The 19,464-nt window shown below is 72.9% G+C and carries 19 protein-coding genes; 10 read left to right on the top strand and 9 right to left on the bottom strand.

All coding sequences use genetic code 11. The features are described from left to right. Positions 1-45: 45 nt before the first annotated feature. The 5 genes from B086_RS0120735 to mftE are packed head-to-tail and all read left to right on the top strand — an operon-like array spanning position 46 to position 4,528. Positions 46-303, top strand: a complete 258-nt coding sequence (locus tag B086_RS0120735; RefSeq protein ID WP_051115881.1) for a ferredoxin family protein — start codon at positions 46-48, stop codon at positions 301-303. Then, on the top strand, positions 300-1,310 hold the full coding sequence (locus B086_RS40365; protein WP_018568350.1) for a mycofactocin-associated electron transfer flavoprotein beta subunit: 1,011 nt from the start codon (positions 300-302) through the stop codon (positions 1,308-1,310). The genes B086_RS0120735 and B086_RS40365 overlap by 4 nt, the downstream gene beginning before the upstream one ends. 34 nt (positions 1,311-1,344) lie before the next feature. Beyond that, a complete protein-coding gene (locus tag B086_RS0120725; protein ID WP_018568349.1) occupies positions 1,345-2,223 on the top strand; it encodes a mycofactocin-coupled SDR family oxidoreductase in 879 nt (292 codons plus the stop codon). Then, on the top strand, positions 2,220-3,659 hold the full coding sequence (gene mftF / locus B086_RS0120720) for a mycofactocin biosynthesis glycosyltransferase MftF (RefSeq protein WP_018568348.1): 1,440 nt from the start codon (positions 2,220-2,222) through the stop codon (positions 3,657-3,659). The genes B086_RS0120725 and mftF overlap by 4 nt, the downstream gene beginning before the upstream one ends. After that, a complete protein-coding gene (gene mftE / locus B086_RS0120715) occupies positions 3,656-4,528 on the top strand; it encodes a mycofactocin biosynthesis peptidyl-dipeptidase MftE (protein ID WP_018568347.1) in 873 nt (290 codons plus the stop codon). Before mftF ends, mftE begins: the two co-directional genes overlap by 4 nt. Positions 4,529-4,550: 22 nt before the next feature. Here mftE and B086_RS0120710 read toward each other — a convergent pair whose 3' ends face one another. From B086_RS0120710 to B086_RS0120660, 9 genes are all read right to left on the bottom strand, one after another. After that, positions 4,551-5,555, bottom strand: coding sequence for an NAD(P)H-dependent glycerol-3-phosphate dehydrogenase (locus B086_RS0120710; protein WP_018568346.1), 1,005 nt, complete (start codon positions 5,553-5,555; stop codon positions 4,551-4,553). A gap of 72 nt (positions 5,556-5,627) precedes the next feature. Further along, positions 5,628-6,416, bottom strand: coding sequence for a class I SAM-dependent methyltransferase (locus tag B086_RS0120705; protein ID WP_018568345.1), 789 nt, complete (start codon positions 6,414-6,416; stop codon positions 5,628-5,630). Continuing rightward, positions 6,409-7,551: a YcaO-like family protein gene (locus tag B086_RS0120700; protein WP_018568344.1), complete on the bottom strand. Its 1,143-nt coding sequence runs from the start codon at positions 7,549-7,551 to the stop codon at positions 6,409-6,411. The genes B086_RS0120705 and B086_RS0120700 overlap by 8 nt, the downstream gene beginning before the upstream one ends. Next, on the bottom strand, positions 7,548-8,732 hold the full coding sequence (locus B086_RS0120695) for a TfuA-like protein (protein WP_018568343.1): 1,185 nt from the start codon (positions 8,730-8,732) through the stop codon (positions 7,548-7,550). Before B086_RS0120695 ends, B086_RS0120700 begins: the two co-directional genes overlap by 4 nt. 81 nt (positions 8,733-8,813) lie before the next feature. After that, entirely contained in the window at positions 8,814-8,948 is a 135-nt protein-coding gene (locus B086_RS45940; protein ID WP_018568342.1) for a hypothetical protein, read from the bottom strand. Between the two features lie 224 nt (positions 8,949-9,172). Then, positions 9,173-9,886 (bottom strand): hypothetical protein, encoded by a 714-nt coding sequence (locus B086_RS42015; RefSeq protein WP_018568340.1) that lies wholly within the window; start codon positions 9,884-9,886, stop codon positions 9,173-9,175. A gap of 345 nt (positions 9,887-10,231) precedes the next feature. Then, positions 10,232-10,381 (bottom strand): hypothetical protein, encoded by a 150-nt coding sequence (locus tag B086_RS44630; RefSeq protein ID WP_018568338.1) that lies wholly within the window; start codon positions 10,379-10,381, stop codon positions 10,232-10,234. A gap of 164 nt (positions 10,382-10,545) precedes the next feature. Then, positions 10,546-11,415, bottom strand: a complete 870-nt coding sequence (locus B086_RS42010) for a hypothetical protein (RefSeq protein WP_018568337.1) — start codon at positions 11,413-11,415, stop codon at positions 10,546-10,548. Between the two features lie 322 nt (positions 11,416-11,737). Continuing rightward, positions 11,738-12,922: a helix-turn-helix domain-containing protein gene (locus B086_RS0120660; protein WP_026252610.1), complete on the bottom strand. Its 1,185-nt coding sequence runs from the start codon at positions 12,920-12,922 to the stop codon at positions 11,738-11,740. Positions 12,923-13,162: 240 nt separating this feature from the next. Here B086_RS0120660 and B086_RS0120650 point away from each other — a divergent pair, with 240 nt between their 5' ends. The 5 genes from B086_RS0120650 (at position 13,163) to B086_RS0120630 (ending at position 19,292) form a co-directional block, all read left to right on the top strand. Beyond that, positions 13,163-14,407, top strand: a complete 1,245-nt coding sequence (locus tag B086_RS0120650) for an FAD-dependent monooxygenase (RefSeq protein WP_018568334.1) — start codon at positions 13,163-13,165, stop codon at positions 14,405-14,407. Between the two features lie 313 nt (positions 14,408-14,720). Further along, positions 14,721-16,205: an AMP-binding protein gene (locus B086_RS0120645; RefSeq protein WP_018568333.1), complete on the top strand. Its 1,485-nt coding sequence runs from the start codon at positions 14,721-14,723 to the stop codon at positions 16,203-16,205. Continuing rightward, positions 16,202-17,455 (top strand): hypothetical protein, encoded by a 1,254-nt coding sequence (locus B086_RS0120640; RefSeq protein WP_018568332.1) that lies wholly within the window; start codon positions 16,202-16,204, stop codon positions 17,453-17,455. The genes B086_RS0120645 and B086_RS0120640 overlap by 4 nt, the downstream gene beginning before the upstream one ends. Continuing rightward, positions 17,452-17,952 carry a cobalamin B12-binding domain-containing protein gene (locus tag B086_RS45530; RefSeq protein WP_018568331.1) on the top strand — a complete coding sequence of 167 codons (501 nt, stop codon included), beginning with the start codon at positions 17,452-17,454 and terminating at the stop codon, positions 17,950-17,952. Before B086_RS0120640 ends, B086_RS45530 begins: the two co-directional genes overlap by 4 nt. Then, entirely contained in the window at positions 17,949-19,292 is a 1,344-nt protein-coding gene (locus B086_RS0120630) for a hypothetical protein (RefSeq protein WP_018568330.1), read from the top strand. The genes B086_RS45530 and B086_RS0120630 overlap by 4 nt, the downstream gene beginning before the upstream one ends. Positions 19,293-19,464 lie beyond the last annotated feature (172 nt).

Here is a 19,464-nt window from a genome sequence, read left to right as displayed (position 1 = left end):
GACATACCGTCACCGGCAGCGCCGGAGGTGTCCTTCGAGGACCGGATGGCCACGGTCGAGTTCCGGGTCGCCGAGCAGGCGCACATCACCGTCGACACCGATGTGTGCCGCTCCTGCGAGGTCCGCACCTGTGTGCACGCCTGCCCGGCCGCCCTGTTCGTGCCCACCGGCGACGGCGGGATCCTCTTCAACTACGAGCAGTGCTTCGAGTGCGGCACCTGCTACCAGGTGTGCGACGCACCGGGCGCGATCACCTGGACCTACCCCGAGGGCGGCCACGGTGTCGCCTTCCGGCAGGGGTGAGCGCCGTGCTGGTGGTGGCCGCGCTGCGCAGCGCCGATCCGCGCGCCCTGGCGCACCCGTTGACCGGTACGGTCCCCAGCGCGCCGTACGCGGCCGGGGCGGGCCCCGCCGACCGGTGCGCCCTGGAGCACGCGCTGCGGCTGGCCGAGCGGCTCGGCGGGCGCTGCGTCGCGGTGACCGTGGGGCCTCAGGGCGCCGAGGAGATGCTGCGCGAGGCGCTGGCTGCCGGTGCCGACGAGGCGCTGCGGATCCAGGGCCCGGACGGGGACGAGGCGGCCACGGCGCACAGCCTGCTCGCCGGGCTCGCCGCGGCGGGCCTGCCCGCGCCCGACGTCGTGGTGTGCGGCGACCGCTCGGTGGACCGCGGCACCGGCGCCACACCGGCCCACCTCGCGGCCCGGCTGGGCGCGGCCCAGGCGCTCGGGCTGCTGGAACTGACGGCGGGGGACGGGGAGTCGGAGGGCCGGGCCGAGGCTGCGGCGGGCGGCGGCACGGGATCGGCAGGGGACGTAGAGGCAGGGGACGTAGAGGCGACGGCCGGAAAGGCGGCGGCCGGGGCGCGTCTGGAGTCCGTGCGTCTGGAGTCCGTGCGTCTGCGGGCCGTGCGGCGGCTGGACGGGGGCCGGGCGGAGCGGCTGGAGGTGCCGCTGCCCGCCGTGTGCTCGGTGGAGCCGGGTTCGGCGCGGCCGCGCCGGGCGCCGCTCGGCGCCGCCCTGGCCGCGCGGCGGGCCGCGATCCCCGTGGTGCGGGTGACCGGCACGGACGGCGCGGGCGGCGCGGGCGGCGCGGGCACGGTGCGCGCGGGCCGGGTGCGCCCCTACCGGCCGCGGGCCAAGGCGCTGCCGGCCCCCGAGGGCGGCACCCGCAAGCGGCTGCTGGCCCTGACCGGCGCCCTGGCCCCGCAGCGGACCCCGCCCCGGGTGGTGACGCCCGCCACCCCGGAGGAGGCCGCCGAGCTGCTGCTCGCGCACCTTCGGGAGCACGGCGTGGCGGCGAAGCCCGCCTGACGGACCACCGGTGCGAGAGGAGGACCCCCGGACCATGAACACGGACACGGAAGCGGACAGAGCCGAGGAAGCGGACACCGGCACACACCCAAGCCCCGGTAGCGGCACGGACGCCTCCCCCGCCGCCGGGCGGCGCACCGCCGTCGTCACCGGCGCGGCGCGCGGCATCGGCGCGGCCGTGGCGGACCGGCTGGCCGCGGAGGGCTGGCTGGTGGTGGCCGTGGACATCTGCCGGGACCTGCCCGGCGTCGGCTACCCGCTGGGCACCGACAAGGAACTCGACGCGCTCGCCGAACGGCATCCGGGCGCGGTACTGCCGGTGGTGGCCGACGTACGCGACCGGGCCGCCCTCCAGGACGCGGTGGACCTGGCGCACCGGCACGGCGGCGGACGGCTGGACGCCGCCGTGGCCGGGGCGGCGGTGATGGCGGGCGGCCGGCCGCTGTGGGAGACCACCGACGACGAGTGGGACGCCCTGTTCGAGACGGGGGTGCGCGGCGTGGCCAACCTGGCGCGGGCCGCCGTACCCCGGATGCTGGCCGGGCCCGCGCCGCGCACGGGCCGGTTCGTGGCGCTCGCCTCGGCGGCGGCGCACCACGGCCTGTGGCACCTGGCCGGGTACAACGCGGCCAAGCACGCGGTGGTGGGGCTGATCCGGGGCCTGGCCGCCGATCTGCGCGGCACCGGCGTCACCGCGACCGCCGTCTCCCCCGGCTCCACCCGCACCCCGATGCTGCGCGCCAGCGCCGATCTCTACGGCCTCGCGGACACCGACGAGTTCGCCCGGCACCAGTTGCTCGAACGCCTGCTGGAACCGGAGGAGGTCGCCGCCGCCGTGTGCTGGCTGTGCGGCCCCGACGCGTCCGCCCTGACCGGTACGGTCGTCCACGCCGACGGAGGTTTCACGCCGTGAGTTCCGTACCCGCACGCCCCGCGCCCGTGCCCGCCGCGCCGGAGACGGCCGCCACCGCCGTGCCGCTGCGCCTGGACCCCGATCCCTCCCTCAGCAGACTGTCCGGCGGCCGGACCCTGCTCGGCGGCGCCCCCTACCGGGTGCTGCGGCTGTCCGCGGCCGGGGCCCGGCTGGTGGACGGCTGGCTCGCCGGGGAGCCGGTCCCCGCCCGGCCGGGGCAACGGCGGCTGGCGGACCGCCTGATCACGGCCGGACTGGTCCATCCCCGGTATGCGGCGGGCCCGTTCACCCCGGCGGACGTGACGCCCGTGGTTCCGGTCCGCGACCATCCGGAGGTGAACGCGGCGCTGGTGGCGCTGCGTTCGCCGGGCGGTCCGGCCGCGGCGGTGGTCGTGGACGACGGTTCGCGGGTGCCGCTGCCCGGCGCGGCGGTGCGCCATCCGGTCTCCCGGGGTCCGGCCGCCGCCCGCAACAGCGGCTGGCGGCTGGCCGGTACGGAACTGGTGGCGTTCCTGGACGCCGACGTGGTGCCCGAACCGGGCTGGCTGGAGGCGCTGTTGCCGCACTTCGCCGACCCCCGGGTGGCCGCGGTGGCGCCCCGGGTGCGCAGCAGGCCCGGCGGCAGTGTGCTGGAACGCTACGAGCGGGAGCGCTCACCGCTCGACCTGGGCCCGCTGCCCGCCGTGGTCCGGCCCGGCAGCCGGGTCAGCTACGTCCCGACGGCCGCGCTGGTCGTCCGGGTCTCGGCGCTGCGCGCACTGGACGGCTTCGACGAGTCGTTGCGCTACGGCGAGGACGTGGACCTGGTGTGGCGGCTGGCCGCGCGGGACCTGCTGGTGCGCTACGAGCCGGGCTCCGAGGTCCGGCACGCGCCGCGCGGACGCTGGTCGGCGTGGGCGCGGCAGCGTTTCGACTACGGCACCTCGGCGGCGCCGCTCGCGCTGCGGCACGGCCCGGCGGCGGCGCCGGTACGGGTGTCGCCGTGGACGCTGGCCTGCTGGGGAGCCGTCGCGGCCGGGCGCCCCGCCGCCGCCGCGGGCACCGCGCTGATCACCGCCGCGCTGCTGCCGCGCAAGCTGCACGGGGTGGGGGTGCCCGCGCAGGAGTCGGTGGCGCTGGCGCTGCGCGGCCACTGGGGCGCGGGCCGGATGTTCGCCGACGCGGTCACCCGCTCCTGGTGGCCGGTGGCGGTGCCCGCGCTGGCCGCGTCCCGGCACGGACGGCTGCTGCTGGCCGCCGCCTGGGGACGCCATGTGACCGACTGGCGGGCGGCCCGGCCCGGGGTGCCGCTGCCCGGCTGGGTGGCCGCCCGGATCGCCGACGACCTGGCCTACGGCGCCGGTGTCTGGTGGGGCGCGCTGCGCCACCGCACCCTGGCGCCGCTGCTGCCGGACCCGTCGTCCTGGCCGGGACGGGACGGGGTGCGGCAGGCGTGAACGGACCGCGCAGGCTCTCCGGGGCGACCTGGCCCGAGGTGGCGGCGGTCGCCGCCGACCGCGTACTCGTCGTGCCCGTCGGCTCGACCGAACAGCACGGCCCGCATCTGCCGTTCACCGTGGACACGGACATCGCGCTGGCACTGGCCGAGCGGCTGGCGGCGGTCCGGGAGTGGGTGGTGCTGGCACCGCCGGTCCACTACGGCTCCAGCGGTGAACACGCGGGCTTCCCCGGCACGTTGTCCATCGGCCAGGCGGCGACCGAGCTGCTGCTCACCGAACTGGGCCGCTCCGCCGACGCGTTCGCCGGCGTGGCGTTCGTCTCGGGGCACGGCGGCAACGCCGTGCCGGTACGGCGCGCGGTCGGGCGGCTGCGGAGCGAGGGGCGCCGGGCGTTCTTCTGGGAGCCCTCCGGCGACCCGGCCGACAGCCACGCGGGCCGCGACGAGACCTCGGCCATGCTGGCGCTGCGCCCCGGCGCCGTGCGCCGCGACCGCGCCGAGCCCGGCGACACCCGCCCGCTGCCGTCCCTCCTGCCCGCGCTGCGCCGCGGCGGCCTCCGCGCCGTCACCCCCAACGGCGTCCTCGGCGACCCCACCGGCGCCCGCGCCGACCACGGCCGCCGCCGCCTCGACTCCTGGACCGCCGACCTCCTCACGGCCAGCACCCGCTGGCACCCCTGCTGCTCCCCGGCCCCGACGGCCCGCACCGCCCCTCCGACCCCCCGCACCACGGCCCCGCCGCCCCCCACCGCCACCCGCACCGCGCTCCGGACAGCCCCCGCCCCCACCCGCACCGCACGCCCGACGACCGCCTCCGCCACGCGCACCACCCCACCCACCGCACGCAGAGGACCCCGGCCCACCTGACCGCACAGCGGCCGGCACCCGGTCAGACCTCGGCCTTCGCGGCGCGCGCCATCAAGGCGTCCATGACGTCCTGGGGCTCCCGGCCCTCGTGGATCATCCCGGTCACGGCCCGGGTGATCGGCAGCTCCACGCCGTGGCGTTCTCCGAGCGCGCTCACCGCCTTGCAGGACGCCACGCCTTCCGCGGTCTCCTCGGCCAGTGCGCGGGCGTCCTTCACCGTCATCCCCATGCCGATGCGGCGGCCGAAGGAGTAGTTCCTCGACAGGGCCGAGGCGCAGGTGGCCACCAGGTCCCCCATTCCCGCCAGACCGGCAAAGGTGAGGGGGTCGGCGCCCATGGCGACGCCGAGCCGGGTGACCTCGGCGAGTCCGCGGGTGATGAGCGACGCTTTCGTGTTGTCCCCGAGGCACATGCCGTCGCAGACACCGGCGGCCAGGGCGATCACGTTCTTCACGGCGCCGCCCAGCTCGCAGCCGATGACGTCGGTGTTCGTGTAGCAGCGGAAGGTGCTGGTGTGGCAGGCGGCCTGGATCCGGGCCGCCGTGCTCTCGTCGGCACAGGCGATGACACTCGCCGCCGGCTTCCGGAGCATGACCTCCCGTGCCAGGTTGGGGCCGGACAGGACGGCGATCCGGTCGGGCGACGCACCGGTCGTCTCGGCGACGACCTCGCTCATCAGCTTCGTGGTGGCCAGCTCGACGCCCTTCATCAGCGACAGGAACACGGTCCGCGGCCCCCACGACTCGCGCCACTGTTCCAGCAGCGGCCGCACGTGCTGCGCGGACACCGCGAGGACCACGGTCTCCGCGCCGCGGGCGGCCTCGGCCGGGTCCGCCGTCGCCCGCACGGCCTCCGGGAGATACGCCGCGCCCCGTACGTAGTCGGGATTGCGGCGGGTCTCGTTGATCGCGTCCACCACGCTCTGCCGACGCCCCCACAGCGTGACCTCGCATCCGGCGTCGGCGAGAACGAGCGAGAACGCGGTCCCCCAACTCCCGGCCCCGTAGACGGCGATACGACGGCTCATGCAGCACGCTCCTTGCTTCGGTGCTTCGGTGTTCCAGGGCGCGGCGGATGCCGGGCTCTCCTCACGGCGGGGTCAGGCGCTGGGGCGCCTCAATGTAACGACGGCAGCCAGGCGCTGGGCGAGGAACGGTGTGCGCGCCTCGGCCTCGGCGAGCATGCTCTCCGCCTGTTCGTGGCCGAGCTCTTGGCGCAACTCGTCCTCGTACTCGATCCACAGCTCGAACAGGCGTCGCCACATGCCCGGCTCATGCGGCCGTTCCTGCTCCGCTTCAAGGAGAAGGCCGGCCTCTTCGGCCTGCCTCGCCCACGGCGCCAGGGACGGTGCCACCCGGGAACGGTTGGACGTGACGACTGCGCGACCACCCGGCTTGAGGACGCGCCGGACCTCCCGGAGGGTTCCTGACCGGTCGCGTCCGCTGCCCAGAGCATCCACGCAGATCAGCCCGTGCGCATACTCGTCCGGCAGCCCGGTCGCCGCCCGCGACCCCACTTTGAAGACCGCACGCTCCTGGGACAGAGAGAAGTCGTGCACGCTGTCGGTGGCCAACTGCACGGCCTCGCCGGACACGTCGATGCCGGTCACGCAGACGCCGAACGCACGGGCCAGCCACAGGCCGACGCCGCCCGTTCCGCACCCCAGATCGACCAGCCTGTCCCCCTGGTTCATCCGCAGCGCGCCGATCATCGTGCCGAGGAGCGGCCAGTCGGCGGAGCTGGAGGCGTCCAGTTCGGCCGGGTAGGCGTCGCCCATGGCGCGGGCGTACAGCCTGCTGGTGATGGTGCTGCGCGCGCGGGCGGCGTGCATCGCGTCGAACGCCGCTGCGTACGCCTGTTCCGACTCGGTGAGGACCGGATCAGCCACGGCGGCCTCCGGGGCGAGGGATCGAGCGGGTGATGCGCATCTCCAGTCCGGGGGCGACGACCTTCACCGCGGCGTAGGCGGGCGAGTCGTGCAGTGTGAACGTCACGGGCTCGTACCCGGTGACGGCGCCCACGGTGAAGGCGATGCTGCCCAGATGTCCGGCCAGATCCTTGTCCTCCGGTTCAAAGGGGTGCGCGACGGGCCAGGCCCTGACCGGCAGTTCGGCAAGGACGGGCCTCTCCGGGCTGGCGGCGAACGCGTTCTCGTGCGAGTCGAGATCGTCCCGCGTTCCCGCGATGCAGGTCAGCCGGGATTGCGCGGCTTCGGTGAGCGCGCGCGACAGCGCGATGCCCGGCCGGAAGTGGCAGCCCGATCCGGCGAAGACGATCGGGTAGTCCTCCGACCAGATGTAGGCCGCGCACACCGGCAGGCCGAAGACGTTGCCCACCCACGCGATCTCCAGCCACATGCCGGCGCCGAGGAACGTGTCGATCAGGTTCCGGCAGTACGGATCGGTCACCGTCGCCGGGTCGACCAGCGTCCTGTCCCGGCCGCCGTCGGCATAGTCCTCGTGCAGGGCATGACGCTCCACGGTCTCCAGCAGTGCGTGCAACTCGGCCTCCGCCAGCGTGTTCCCGCAGGCGAGTCCGTTGCTCGTGACGTGGAAGATCTCCGGCTCGCTGACGGGCCGCAGCTCCCGGCGTACGACGTCGGCCGGGACGAGGACCGGCTCTCCGGAGACCAGGCCACGGCCGGTGACCCAGTCGAGAGGCACGTCGGCGAGCGAGGGATGGTCGATCTTCACGGGCAGCTCATACAGCGGATACGGAACGTCCAGACGGCGGTGCGGGCTGCGGACGTCCGGGGTCAGCGGCTGCTCGGCGTGCCACAGTTCGGCGGCCTCCAGCACCGCCGAGATCTTCGCAAGGGTGTCGGTGGCGCCCTTGCCCTGCGAGGTCACCAGCGTGTGAGCGGACGGCCGTACAGCCGTCCAGACGGGAATGCCCAGGTGGTCCAGGCCGGTGAGCCGGGCGACGCGGCTGATGCCGAACCGGCCGATCTCGGGCTTCAGCGCCTCCCAGGTGTCCTCGGGAGCGCGGGCGCGCACCGTGCCGGTCAAGGTGATGGAGGTCAACGTCGAGCCGCCTTCTGGTCCTTGAGGAAGCCGAGTACGAACGGGCGCGCCGCCTCGACGGCTTCGCGGGCGCCATGCAGGCCGCGGTACTCCGCCGCCTCGTCAAGGTCATCCGGGCTGACGCGCCACACCTGCGCGAGCATCTGCCGCACCACGTCCTCCTTGATCGCCTCGGGGAAGAACCCGCGGTGCGCCTTGCAGGCCGCCTCGTTGACGTTTCCGTAGCGGGCGACGTCGGCGCGGTCGGCCTCGGTCTCGTGCGCCAGCAGACGCGCGGCCGTCGCCTCGTCGGTCAGGTCGGCGTGCGGGTTGATCACCGCGCACGCCACAGACCGGGACAGACCGATCGTGCCGAGGGCGCGCAGGTAGGCCCACCAGAGCCGTGGGAAGTCGGGATCGAAGATCTGCTGGTAGGTGACCCGCCGCAGGGTCGGGAGCCGACCGGACCCGGTGTCCTGCGTTGCGAAGGCGTTCGCCCACTGCCGGTAGCAGCGCGTGGACCACGTCAGACCCTCCACCGGCCGGCAGGGCTGCTCGGCCAGCTTGCAGGCCACCCGCACGGCCTGCAAGGCATCGTCGCGTTTCACGTCCCCGAAGTGCCTGTCGTCGGCCACCTGTGCGGCCAGCCACTCGGCGAAGACGGACAGCTTCTCGCGTCTGCTGACGCGCAACACCGCCTCCAGCGACCGGTGGGGGTAGTAGACCTCGGCCAGCGCGCCGATCAGCCGGTCCCCTTCCTGCACGGTGAGGAGGCCGATTCGCTCGGCGTGGGCGACCACCTGGCGCACCCGCACGAGCGGCCACGTGCACGCGCTCAGATCACCGTCCGTGGACTGAGCGACGGCCACCTCGTCGTCGCCGTCGAGCAGCCCGCCCGTGTAGGCGCGCCAGACCGAGCCGACGCCGAGCATCCCCACGCCGACCAGCTCGGCGGCGCGCAGCGCGCCGATGCTCCCGGCGCCGATGACACGGACTCCCCGGCCCATGGCCGCGATGATCTCCTTGTGCCGGATGGCCGGCGCGTGGTGGTAGAGGCCATCGAGGATCAGGACCGTGTCCCCGCCCTCGATCGCCGGGTCGAACAGGTCGCCGTGCCGGATCGGCGGCCGGACCCGTAACCGCGGCGCGTCGAGGACGGGGTCGTCCGGGCTCAGCGTCGGCCCGGTGAAGACGTGAATCACAGTGATCTCCAGAAGAGGGGGCACCGCCAGGGGCGGGTGCCCGGCCGACGCCGCGGCCGGGCACCCTTTCCGAGCCGAGGGTCAGAAGGTGTAGCACTCCTCCTGCTCGACATCCTCGGACCTCACGACGGCCGAGGTGTCGACCAGCGCCGCGACGTCGGTCGGGTCGGCGACGGGCACGGTCTGCTGTGCTGCTTCCTGGGTCTTCGAAATCATGTCTGTTCGTCCTTTCTTCGGATGGATTGGGTCCACCGGCTCCCCGTCGGGGTGACGTGCAGCCGGAGGTTCTGGCCGCCGAGGAACCCGGTCATGCCGTCGAGCACATAGCGCGAGCATCGGGTGATCCCCTGGACGGCCACGACCAGGTCCCCACCCCGCCGGATGCGGTGCGCGGCGGCCCTGGAGCCAGTGATGCCGCCAGGGCTGGGCTGGAGCAGAGATCAGGCGGCCATGGCGAGTTTCGCTATCCGCTCGAACTCGTGCTCCAGGCGGTCCCGGCCGAGGCGGGCCCATTGGTCCTCCAGGTCCGCCGGTGTCAGCGGCGTCACACCCTGGAGTTCGACCACGGTGCTGAAGGCGATGGTCCAGCGGCGGTAGGGGGATTCGAGCGGGACGTCCACACCGGCCTGGTGGAGGTCCAGCGTCTGCGGGTGGTAGACGGCTCCCTTCATGCCCCAGGTCGGCGCGTGCTCGACCCAGGCCCCGGCGAAGCTGCCCCGCAGCCGCGGGCAGAGCTGGACGGAAACCCCGGCGCACACCACATGGACCGGGGGCTTGTCCGTCCTCTCCCCCTCCTTGAGCGGGCCGCCGTCAGCCCGGTGGAGGAAGAGATACGGGCCCGCGTAGTCGGGGTCGACCGGTCTTCTGCAGATCTGACACCAGAGGTCGAGCATCGCCCGTCGCTGCCGGTACGGATGCACATGCTCCGGCCGCGGGCTCCCGCGCCGCCCCTTCGGGGGCAGCGCCACGCGCTCCCACAGCGTCCCCCAGCCGTCTCGGTCGAAGCGCGTCTCGTCCGCGTAGCGCAGACGGCCCCGGACCCTGTCCCGGCCGAGCCGGACCGGAAGCGGCGTCTCGCCGCTGTACCGCACGATGAACGGCATGATCCCGGCCGGGGCCGGCGGCAGCACCGAGGGCAGACCGGGCCGGGTCACCTCAGCCCCCGCACGAACAGCAGCACGGCGAGGGCGGCCATGACGGTGGCGTACGCCGCGGCGGTCCGCGCCGCACTCAGCGGCGCCGGTGCCGGAGGTAAGGGATGTTCCATCGCGCTCCTTGTCAGGGTGATCGGGTCGGCAGCCGGGAAGTGCTGCCGGAGGATGGCCGGGGCCCCGTCCGGATCCGGCGGCCGGTACAACAGGAAGTGCCGTTGGGCCCGTCGCTCGATGGCAGCGAGGCATGGTTCGCACACGCGGAACGGGGCGTGCTGGCCGTCCCAGGTGACGGGCCCCAGCCATGTCACCGTTACGTGCTCCGCGTCGCAGCGCCAGCAGGCGCCGTCAGTCCAGTGCAGCAGCACGGCGCGCCGTCATCACGGGGCAGCTCTTGCCCGGCCGCACCGCGGACTTCGTCATCGCGGTGACGGGCACCTCGTGGAGGAGCGGGCGGTCGATCGACCGCTGGTCCGCCGGCGCCGTCAGGTCGTTCATTGTTCTTCTCCAGGGGGATCGCCTCACGGCCGCGGGCCGCAGGCCGCGAAGGGACCCGCTCCGCCCGTCGTGGGGGGGAACTGGCGGAGCGGGACTTGACGGGTGGTACGGTCCTGACCCGGTACGGCCGCCTGGGGTCCCCGTTCGCCGGGGTGGGCGGCCCGTTACGTGGACGCGCCGGTGAGCGGACCGGGGTTCACGATGAGCACGAGGGCGGGTCCCACGACCATGCCCAGGTCATACAGTCGCCTCGCCAGGTCCCCCTCAGTGGCGGGCTCGCCCGACACCTCCGAGATCTGCCGCAGGACTCGGGCCGCTGCTTCCTTCCGGCTGCCCTGTATCCGGGGCGCGAGCACAGCCAGTCGGGTGCCGAGCTGCCGCACGTGCCGCCCCAGGGCCTCCACGCGCACGGTCAGCTCCCGGGGGTCCGCCGGTGGCGACTCCCACAACGCTCGGCGCGCCGCTGCCCGGATCACTTCCAGGTCCGCCGTCGACCGGCCTTCGGCCCAGCTCTCGGCGTCCAGGAGTGCCGTTCCGCACTGCGCCACGGCCCACACCGTCCGCGGATCGCAGAAGACCCCGGCTGAGGTGATCGGGACACACCAGTACAGGCGCCGGTCCGGGTCCATGAGGTGCACGGCCGGAACGCCGAGGTAGCACGCCTGGTCCAGGCACTCCAGGCCCGCGACACGGCGGAGCGCCGACCCCCAGGTGGTGCCCGCAGGCACCAGGGCGTAGTACATGTCGCTCTCCGCGTCCCGGAAGACGGGGCCGTCGGCCAGGGTTTGGCGGAGGTACTCGGTGACCGCACCCTCGCCCTCCGCCCGCGCGGCGGCGCGTACGAGGGTCCCGGACACACGGATCGCGGAGAAGACCTCACCGCAGCCGAGAAGCGCGATGTCCTGCTCCAGCCACTCACGGACCGCGCGTTCGGTGTCATCAGCGGCGGCAAGGAGCCACTGACAGACGTCGGCTCCGGGTAACTCCGAGACCGCGGGAGGCGTCAGCCTCGGACAGACTTCCGTGCTGCTCATCGGGCGGCCTCCGGTCCTGGCGAGCCGACCGGCTCAGCGGCCGACCGCATGGTCAGCGGCATCGAGGGAGCGATCGGGAAGGGCAGGACCGAGCCTGCTACCCGCGAGCCCTCGTGGTGGACCGAGGTGACCTCGGTTCCCGAGTCTGTTCGATCCCGGTGTTCGGGGAAGGTACTGTTCATCACGTTGACGCTCCTCGCAGCGTGGGCCACGACCCCGGGGCCCGCCAGCCGCCGGGGATCGTTCGCTATCAGGATGTCGACGCGAAAAGGCCGGAACTATCAGAACTGACTGATAGCACCGGCCAAGGCATGACGTAGCGTCACATACCTAGCCAGGAACCGAAGTTCTGAAACGTCCCCGGCATCTTTCGCTTCGCCGCCTCCAGGCTGGCGTACGTCTCACGGACCGTGGGGTGGTACCGCGTCTGCTGCGGAGCCAGCTTGCGGGCGGCCTGCAAGCTCTTGAAGGCGTCCTCGGTACTTCCGGACCAGACCTGCGCTCGGGCGACCTCCGCGTGGTGGTGAGCGAGCCGGGAGGGCGGCCAGCCGTCCGGGACGTGCATCTCCTTCGCCTGACGCACGGCTTCCGGGTACAGGTCGAGCTCCGCCAACACGCTCACGCGGTGCACCCCTACGTTCGTCGGCCCGAAGGAAAGCCAGTGCACCTTCTCCGCCGGACCGGTCCTCTTCGCGATGCGCGCTGCCTCGGCAAGGTGCCCCTCCGCCGCGCTCCGGTCTTTGTCGCGTCCTGCCAAAACCGCTGCTCCCAGGTGGAGTTGGCCCGTGACGACATCCAGGACGCGCCCTGGCTCGGCCTGTCCGAGAGTGGCCATACCCAGCCCGATCAGCCGCTTCCCGGTCTGATAGTCGCTCGCGCGCAGATAGGCGAGGGCCCGGAGGTACTGGCGCATCCCCGAGAGGACGGGGTCCGACGCTCGTTGCGCCGCCCAGTCCATCCGGTCCAGCGCCACCGTGCACAGGTCAGGGAAGCCCAGCTTGGTCGTGACGTCGTACGCGGTCCGGTAGGCGGATGCCAGGAGCTGCCAGCTGCGGCTGGACGGAGAGAGATGCGCCGTCGTCGTCGCCTCGCGAATCAGTGCCGGAAGCTCTGTCGCCACCTGCTTGATGTTCGTGGCGCGCACCTGGGCGCACAGTCCGTCGGCGTCCGTCTCCAGGTCCGAGATGTCCCTCGGGACTACGTCCGGGTCCGGCCCCAGGTCGTAGACGTTCAGCGCCTCTCTGATGGGGTTGATCAGACCGTCAAGCTGGTCCTGTCTCAACTCGTCTACGTACGGCTGCCCTTGGAGTTCCGAGACCGGAACGGACAGAACCCGTGCGACGGCTCCCACGACCGAAGGGCTCGCAGGCATCGCGCCCTGCTCCACCTTCGTGAGCGTGCTGTACGAGACGTGCGAGAGGTCGGCCAACTCCCGCTGAGTCAAACGACGTACCTTGCGCACGTGCCTGATGCGTGCGCCTGCGTGTTCACCAGGGGACGGGGGCATACTGGCTCCGTTCTGAACTCGACACTCAGAACGGTACCCCGTCGAAAAACGTCAGGTACCGCCTCGACAGCCCCCTCACACGGAGGAGGGCCGTCGCGCCCAGGCGCCCCGCCACCACCCCGGCGGCACAGCCCTTCTCACCGATCGTTTCCGGTCGCCCGGCCCCGCATGGCGGTTTCCCGGCGGTTCCTGGGACACAATCTGCGTGAGTGTTCCGGGTCCGTCCACGGGAGAGACATCGTGCGCGAAGAAGCCAGCCCCGACGCCCTGCGCGACCGGCGCGTCCTCATTTCCGGAGCGAGCGTCGCCGGGCCGGCCCTCGCGCACTGGCTGGCCGCCCACGGCTGCGCCGTGACGATCGTGGAGAAGGCACCGGCGCTGCGCCGGGGCGGCTTCGCGGTGGACTTCCGGGGGGCGGCCCACCGGGAGGTCCTGCGCAGGATGGGGCTGTGGGACGCGGTCCGCGAGCGGCAGACGCACATGGGCACCCAGCACTTCATCGGCCCCGACGGCCGGGAACAGGCCAGTCTGCCGCCGGAGTTCATGAGCGGCGACGTGGAGATCTTCCGCGGCGACCTCTCGGAGATCTTCCACGAGCACACCAAGGACCGCGTCGAGTACGTCTTCGGCGACTCGGTGGCCACCCTGGAGCAGACCCCCGACGAGGTGCACGTCACCTTCGAGCGAGGCGCGCCGCGCACCTTCGACCTGGTGGTGGGCGCCGACGGGCTGCACTCCACCGTACGGCGCCTGGTCTTCGGCGACGAGGCACGCCATCTGCGCTTCCTGAACCACTACGTGGCGGTCTACGACGCCCCCAACCACCTGGGCCTGGACCGCACGGCGCGCTGGTTCAACGCGCCGGGCCGGGCGGTGGGGCTCGCGCACTACGGCGGCGACCCGGCGAAGGCCCTGGTGACCATGGTGTTCGCCGAGCAGGACCCCGGGTACGCCCGGCTGGGGCCCGAGCGGCAGCGGGAGATCCTGCGCGAGCGGTACGCGGGGCTCGGCTGGGAGGTGCCGCGGGCGCTGAAGGCGCTGGAGGAGACCGAGGACCTGTACTTCGACGCGATGGCACAGGTCCGCCTTGACCGGTTCTCCGAGGGCCGGGTCGTGCTGCTGGGCGACGCCGGGTACGGGGCGACGATGGGCGGCCTCGGCACCGGGCTCGCCCTGGTGTGCGCGTATGTGCTCGCCGGGGAGCTGGCCACCCGGCCCGGTCACCGCGCGGCGTTCGCGGCGTACGAGGAGCAGATCCGGGCGTACGCGCTGGGCTGCCAGAAGAACGCCGACAGCGCGGGTCCGATGCTCGCGCCCGCCACCGACCGGCGGATCCGGCTGCGGAACCTGACCTACCGGGTGCTGCAACTGGGGCCGCTGTCGGCGCTGTTCTCCAGGCTGTCGGTGCGGGCGGCGGAGGCGATCGAGCTGAAGGACTATCCGCTGCCGGTGTCCGGCGCCCGGTCGAGCGGCGTTCGAGACTGAATCCGGCATCAATCGAGGCTGAGTCCAGAATCAATACGGCGCGGCCTTCGGACACTGCGGCGAACCCCTCAAGAACTCCTCGAATCGACTCCCCCTCTCCGGATTGCACAAGCCTTGTCCGGGGCCTCTAGGGGGAGTTAGGGGTTTGACCGCTGCCGCACCCCCCATACCGTGGCCAACGAGCTAATCGGCGAAAGCGGATTTCGGCGAACCGAGCCACAACTCAAAGCGGGGTGCGACGTTGGTCAGCCACTCGTATTCGTCACTGAAAGAATCCGAAGCGCATGACGGGCGGGCCGCCCGGAGCAGACTCGTGCACGGTCTCCTCGACGAGGCTGTGGACGAGGTGCCGCACGCCCCCGCGGTCCGGGACGCCGCGGGCGGCTGGAGCTACCGCGAACTGGCCGCGTACAGCGAGGCGTTCGCGGCCTGGCTGCACGCCCGCGGGGTGCGCCGCGGCGACCGCGTCGTGCTCCAGCTGCCCACCACCCGGCAGTTGGCGGCCATGTTCTACGGCGCGTCCCGGGCCGGTGCGGTCTTCGTCCCGCTGAACCCGGCGATGAAGATGTTCCATCTGCGCCAGGTCGTCGCCAACGCCGAACCGGTGCTGGTCATCGGCGACGCGGCCAGCGGGGACGGTCTCGCGGAGATCGCCGGGTCGGTCCGGCTCTTCGAGGAGCTGTGGCCCGAGGTGGAGGAGCTGCGCGAGCGCGGCGCACGGGCGGAGGCCGGGCAGGAGGCCCGGCCGGACGACGTGGCCACGCTGATCTACACCTCCGGGTCGACGGCCGCGCCCAAGGCGGTGATCTGCCCGCACGCGCAGGTGACCTTCGCGACCCGGGCGCTGACCGAGGGCCTCGGCTACCGCCCGGACGACGTGGTCTTCTGCCGTTTCCCGATGTCCTGGGACTACGGCCTGTACAAGATCCTGATGACGTGTGTCGCGCGCTGCGAGGTCGTCCTCGCCGACCGCGACTCCGATCTGCTGCTGCTGCGCCGGATGCGGGAGACGGGCGCCACGGTCGTCCCGCTGGTGCCGTCGCTGGCCTCGATGATCGTCACGCTGGCCGAGCGCGAGGACGGACCGCAGGCGCCGGTGCGGATGTTCACCAACACCGGTGCGGCGCTGCCGCAGGCCACCATCGACGCGCTGCGTCGGCACTTCCCCGGTGTGCGGGTGGTGCGCCAGTACGGGCAGACGGAGGCCAAGCGGATCACCGTCATGCCGCCCGGGGAGGACACCGAGCGCCCCGGGGCCGTCGGACTGCCGCTGCCCGGCACCCGGGTGCTGATCCTGGACGCGGACGGCCGCCCGGTGCCCGTCGGCGAGGTCGGCGAGATCGTCGCCGTGGGCCCGCACGTGATGCCCGGCTACTGGAAGAACCCCGAGGTCAGCGCGAAGGCGTTCCGCACCGACCCGGAGACCGGCGAACGCAGGCTGCACACCGGCGACTACGGGCGGCTGGACGAGGACGGCTATCTGTACTTCGAGGGCCGCCGCGACGACATGTTCAAGCGCAAGGGCTTCCGGATGAGCACCCTGGAGATCGAGGGCGCCGCCATGGACGTGCCCGGGGTGCGGGCGGCGGCCGTGCTGCCGCCGAGCGACACCCACGACCTGGCGCTGTTCGTGGAGAGCGACCTGCCGCCGCGCACCGTCCTCAAGGAGCTGACCCAGCGGCTCGAACCCGCCAAGGTGCCGGCGATCTGCCGGGTGCTCAGCGACTTCCCGCTCACCCAGCACGGCAAGAACGCACGCAAGGAGCTGGCCCTGATGCTCGACGGGAGCGGCAAATGACCCAGTCCACGGACCCCACCGAGCTGGCCCGCCGGTTCGGCACCCCCTTGTACGTGTACGACCTGGACCGCGCGCGGGCGGCCCGGCGCGACCTGTTCTCCTGGCTGCCCGAGGGCTTCGAGGTGTTCTACGCCTTCAAGGCCAACCCGCACGTGGACCTGGTGCGCGCGCTGCGCGGCGGCGACGGCGACGGGCCGGGGTGCCGGGCCGAGATCAGCTCCACCGGCGAGCTGGAGGCGGCGCTCGAAGCCGGTTACCAGGGCTCGGAGATCCTCTACACCGGGCCCGGCAAGACGCCCGGTGAGCTGTCCGAGGCGGTCGGCCGGGGCGTGCAGACCTTCTCCGCCGAGTCGCTGAGCGATCTGCGGCACATCGGCGAGGCGGCCCTCGCGCACCGTACGGTGGTGGACTGCCTGCTGCGCATCAACAGCGCCACGGCCAGCGCCACCACCAGCATCCGGATGACGGGCGCGCCCACGCAGTTCGGCATCGACAGCGAGACCGTCGCCGAACTGGCCCCGGAACTGCGGTCGGTGGCCGGTACGCGGCTGGCCGGGCTGCATCTGTTCTCGCAGTCCAACGCCAAGGACGAGGACGCCCTGATCGGCGAGCTGACGCACACCCTGGGGGTGGCCGCCGCCGTCCAGGACGACCTGGGGGTGCCGCTGCGGCTGCTGGACATCGGCGGCGGCTTCTCCGTGCCGTACGCGCAGCACGGCGGCCGGGACAGCTATCCCAAGCTGCGCACCGAGCTGGAGGCGGCGCTCGACGTGCACTTCCCGTCCTGGCGTACGGGCACCCCGCGGCTCGCGGTGGAGTCCGGCCGCTATCTGGCCGGGGACTGCGGCACGCTGGTCACCCGGGTCAGCAATGTGAAGGTGAGCCGGGGCAAGAAGTTCGTGATCGCCGACGCGGGCATCAACACCTTCGGCGGCATGTCGGGGCTGGGGCGGCTGATGCCGGTCACCGTGCATGTGCCCGTGGACGGCGGGACGGAGAAGGCGAGCCTGGTCGGCCCGCTGTGCACCCCGGGCGACGTCCTGGGCCGGGGGATCGAGCTGCCCGCCGACGTGCGCGACGGCGACCTGCTCGCCATCCCCAACACCGGTGCGTACGGGCCGACGTCGAGCCTGCTGATGTTCCTGGGCCGCCCGGCGCCGGTCGAGGTCGCGGTGTCCGGCGGCGAGGTGGTCTCCGCCACCCGGATCGCGCATGTGCGCACGCCGGTGGAGAACGGAGGCCGCAGGTGAGCCGCCCGCTGCTGCCCGAGGAGAGCGGCAGCAAGGACGCCGAGCGGTCCAAGGGCACCGTCATCGTCACCTCGGTGGCCTCCGACTCGCACACCTGGAACCTGGTGTTCCTGCAACTGCTCATCGAGGAGTGCGGGTACACGGTCGTCAACCTCGGTCCGTGTGTGCCCGACGACCTGCTGGTCAGCGAGTGCCATGCCCTGGAGCCGGACATGGTGGTCGTCAGCAGCGTCAACGGGCACGGCTACCAGGACGGCATGCGGGTGATCGGCCAGCTCAGGGCGCTGGCCCCGCTGGCCGCCACGCCCGTCGTGATCGGCGGCAAGCTGGGCACCGACGACGCCGAGGCGGCCGTACGCGCCAAGGAGCTGACCGCCGCCGGGTTCGACGCCGTCTTCGAGGACGGCCAGGACCCGGTCGGCGCGTTCCGCGGATTCCTGACCACGCTTCCGGCGCCCGAGCGCAGCCTCGACAAGGCCGGCCGGGTGGCCCTGTGAGCGGCCGCCGTCCCTTCCGGCAGCGCCGGTCGCCCGCCGTGCCCGCGCCGGTGGACTTCGGCGCGTTCGTGCGCGCGGCGGGCGCCGACGGGCGGCTGGTCGTCCAGCCCCGGATGGGGTTCGGCGATCCGGCGCTGATGCGGGAGGGGCTCGTCGCCGCCAAGGGGGCGGACGCCACCACGGTCGGCACGCTCACCCTGGACAGCTACACCCGCGTCGGTGAGCTGGCCGCCGTGGAGGAGGCGCTGCGCGAGGGCATCAAGCTGAACGGCTACCCGGTCGTCAACCATCCGCCCGCCACCACCGAGGCGGTGCTCGCGGGTGTTCGCGACGCCACCTTTCCGGTGCAGGTCAGGCATGGTTCGGCGACGCCCGTCGACATCTTCTGGGCGCTGCTGCGGCTGCGGCTGAACGCGACGGAGGGCGGCCCGGTCTCGTACTGCCTGCCCTACGGGCGTACGCCGCTGGCCGACGGGGTGAAGAACTGGGAGGCCTGCTGCGAGCTGTACACACGGCTGCGGGACACCGGTGTCGAACCGCATCTGGAGACGTTCGGCGGCTGCATGATGGGGCAGTTGTGCCCGCCCTCGCAGCTGGTGGCGATCAGCTTCCTGGAGGCGATGTTCTTCGCCCAGCACGGCATCCGGTCGCTGTCGCTGAGCTACGCCCAGCAGACCGACATGGGCCAGGACCGGGAGGCGGTGGGCGCGCTGCGCCGGCTCTGCCAGGAGCTGCTGCCCACGGACAACTGGCATGTGGTCATCTACGCGTACATGGGTGTGTACCCGGAGACGTACCGGGGTGCGCACCGGCTGCTGGGCCGGGCCGCCGAGCTGGCGGTGACCACGGGCGCGCACCGGCTGATCGTGAAGACGGTCGCCGAGGCCCGCCGTATCCCGACGATCGCGGAGAATGTGCTCGCCCTGGAGTACGCCGACGCGGTGGCCCGGCGCACCGCCCCCGAGCGTCCGGGGGCGCCCGATGTCCTCGGGGACTCCCCGACGTACGCGGAGGCGCGGGCCCTGGTCGACGCGGTGCTGGGGCTCGACGACGACCTGGGGCGGGCGCTGCTGGCCGCGTTCCGGCTCGGTTATCTGGATGTGCCCTATTGCGTCCATCCGGACAACGCGGGCCGGGCGCGCAGTTATATCGGCCCGGACGGGCGGATGCGCTGGGCGGACATCGGGCGGCTGCCGCTGCGCGGAATAGCAGAACAGGGCACGGCGAGGAAGATCACGTCGGCGGATCTCCTCAAGGATCTCTTCCATGTCCGGCAGCGGTACGACGAAGCGGCGCTGGAGATCACCGAAGGCGCCGGGGCGGAACTCCTGCCGGGTTAGTGGCACCGGTAGGGGTGGATAGGGGTGTGGCCGTTTCGCGGCCCGACCTAGAGTCACAAATCCGGGACCTTTTCTCGGGTTGTTCCCAATTTCTGGCTGTGGCAACAGTGATCAGGTGTGGAGTGTGCAGATGAGTGGGTCCGGAAGCCATGTTTCTGATGCCCAGCACGGA

It is taken from the genome of Streptomyces sp. PsTaAH-124 (genome assembly GCF_000373685.1).
GTDB lineage: Bacteria > Actinomycetota > Actinomycetes > Streptomycetales > Streptomycetaceae > Streptomyces > Streptomyces andamanensis.
This window is presented reverse-complemented; position numbering and strand designations above follow the sequence as displayed.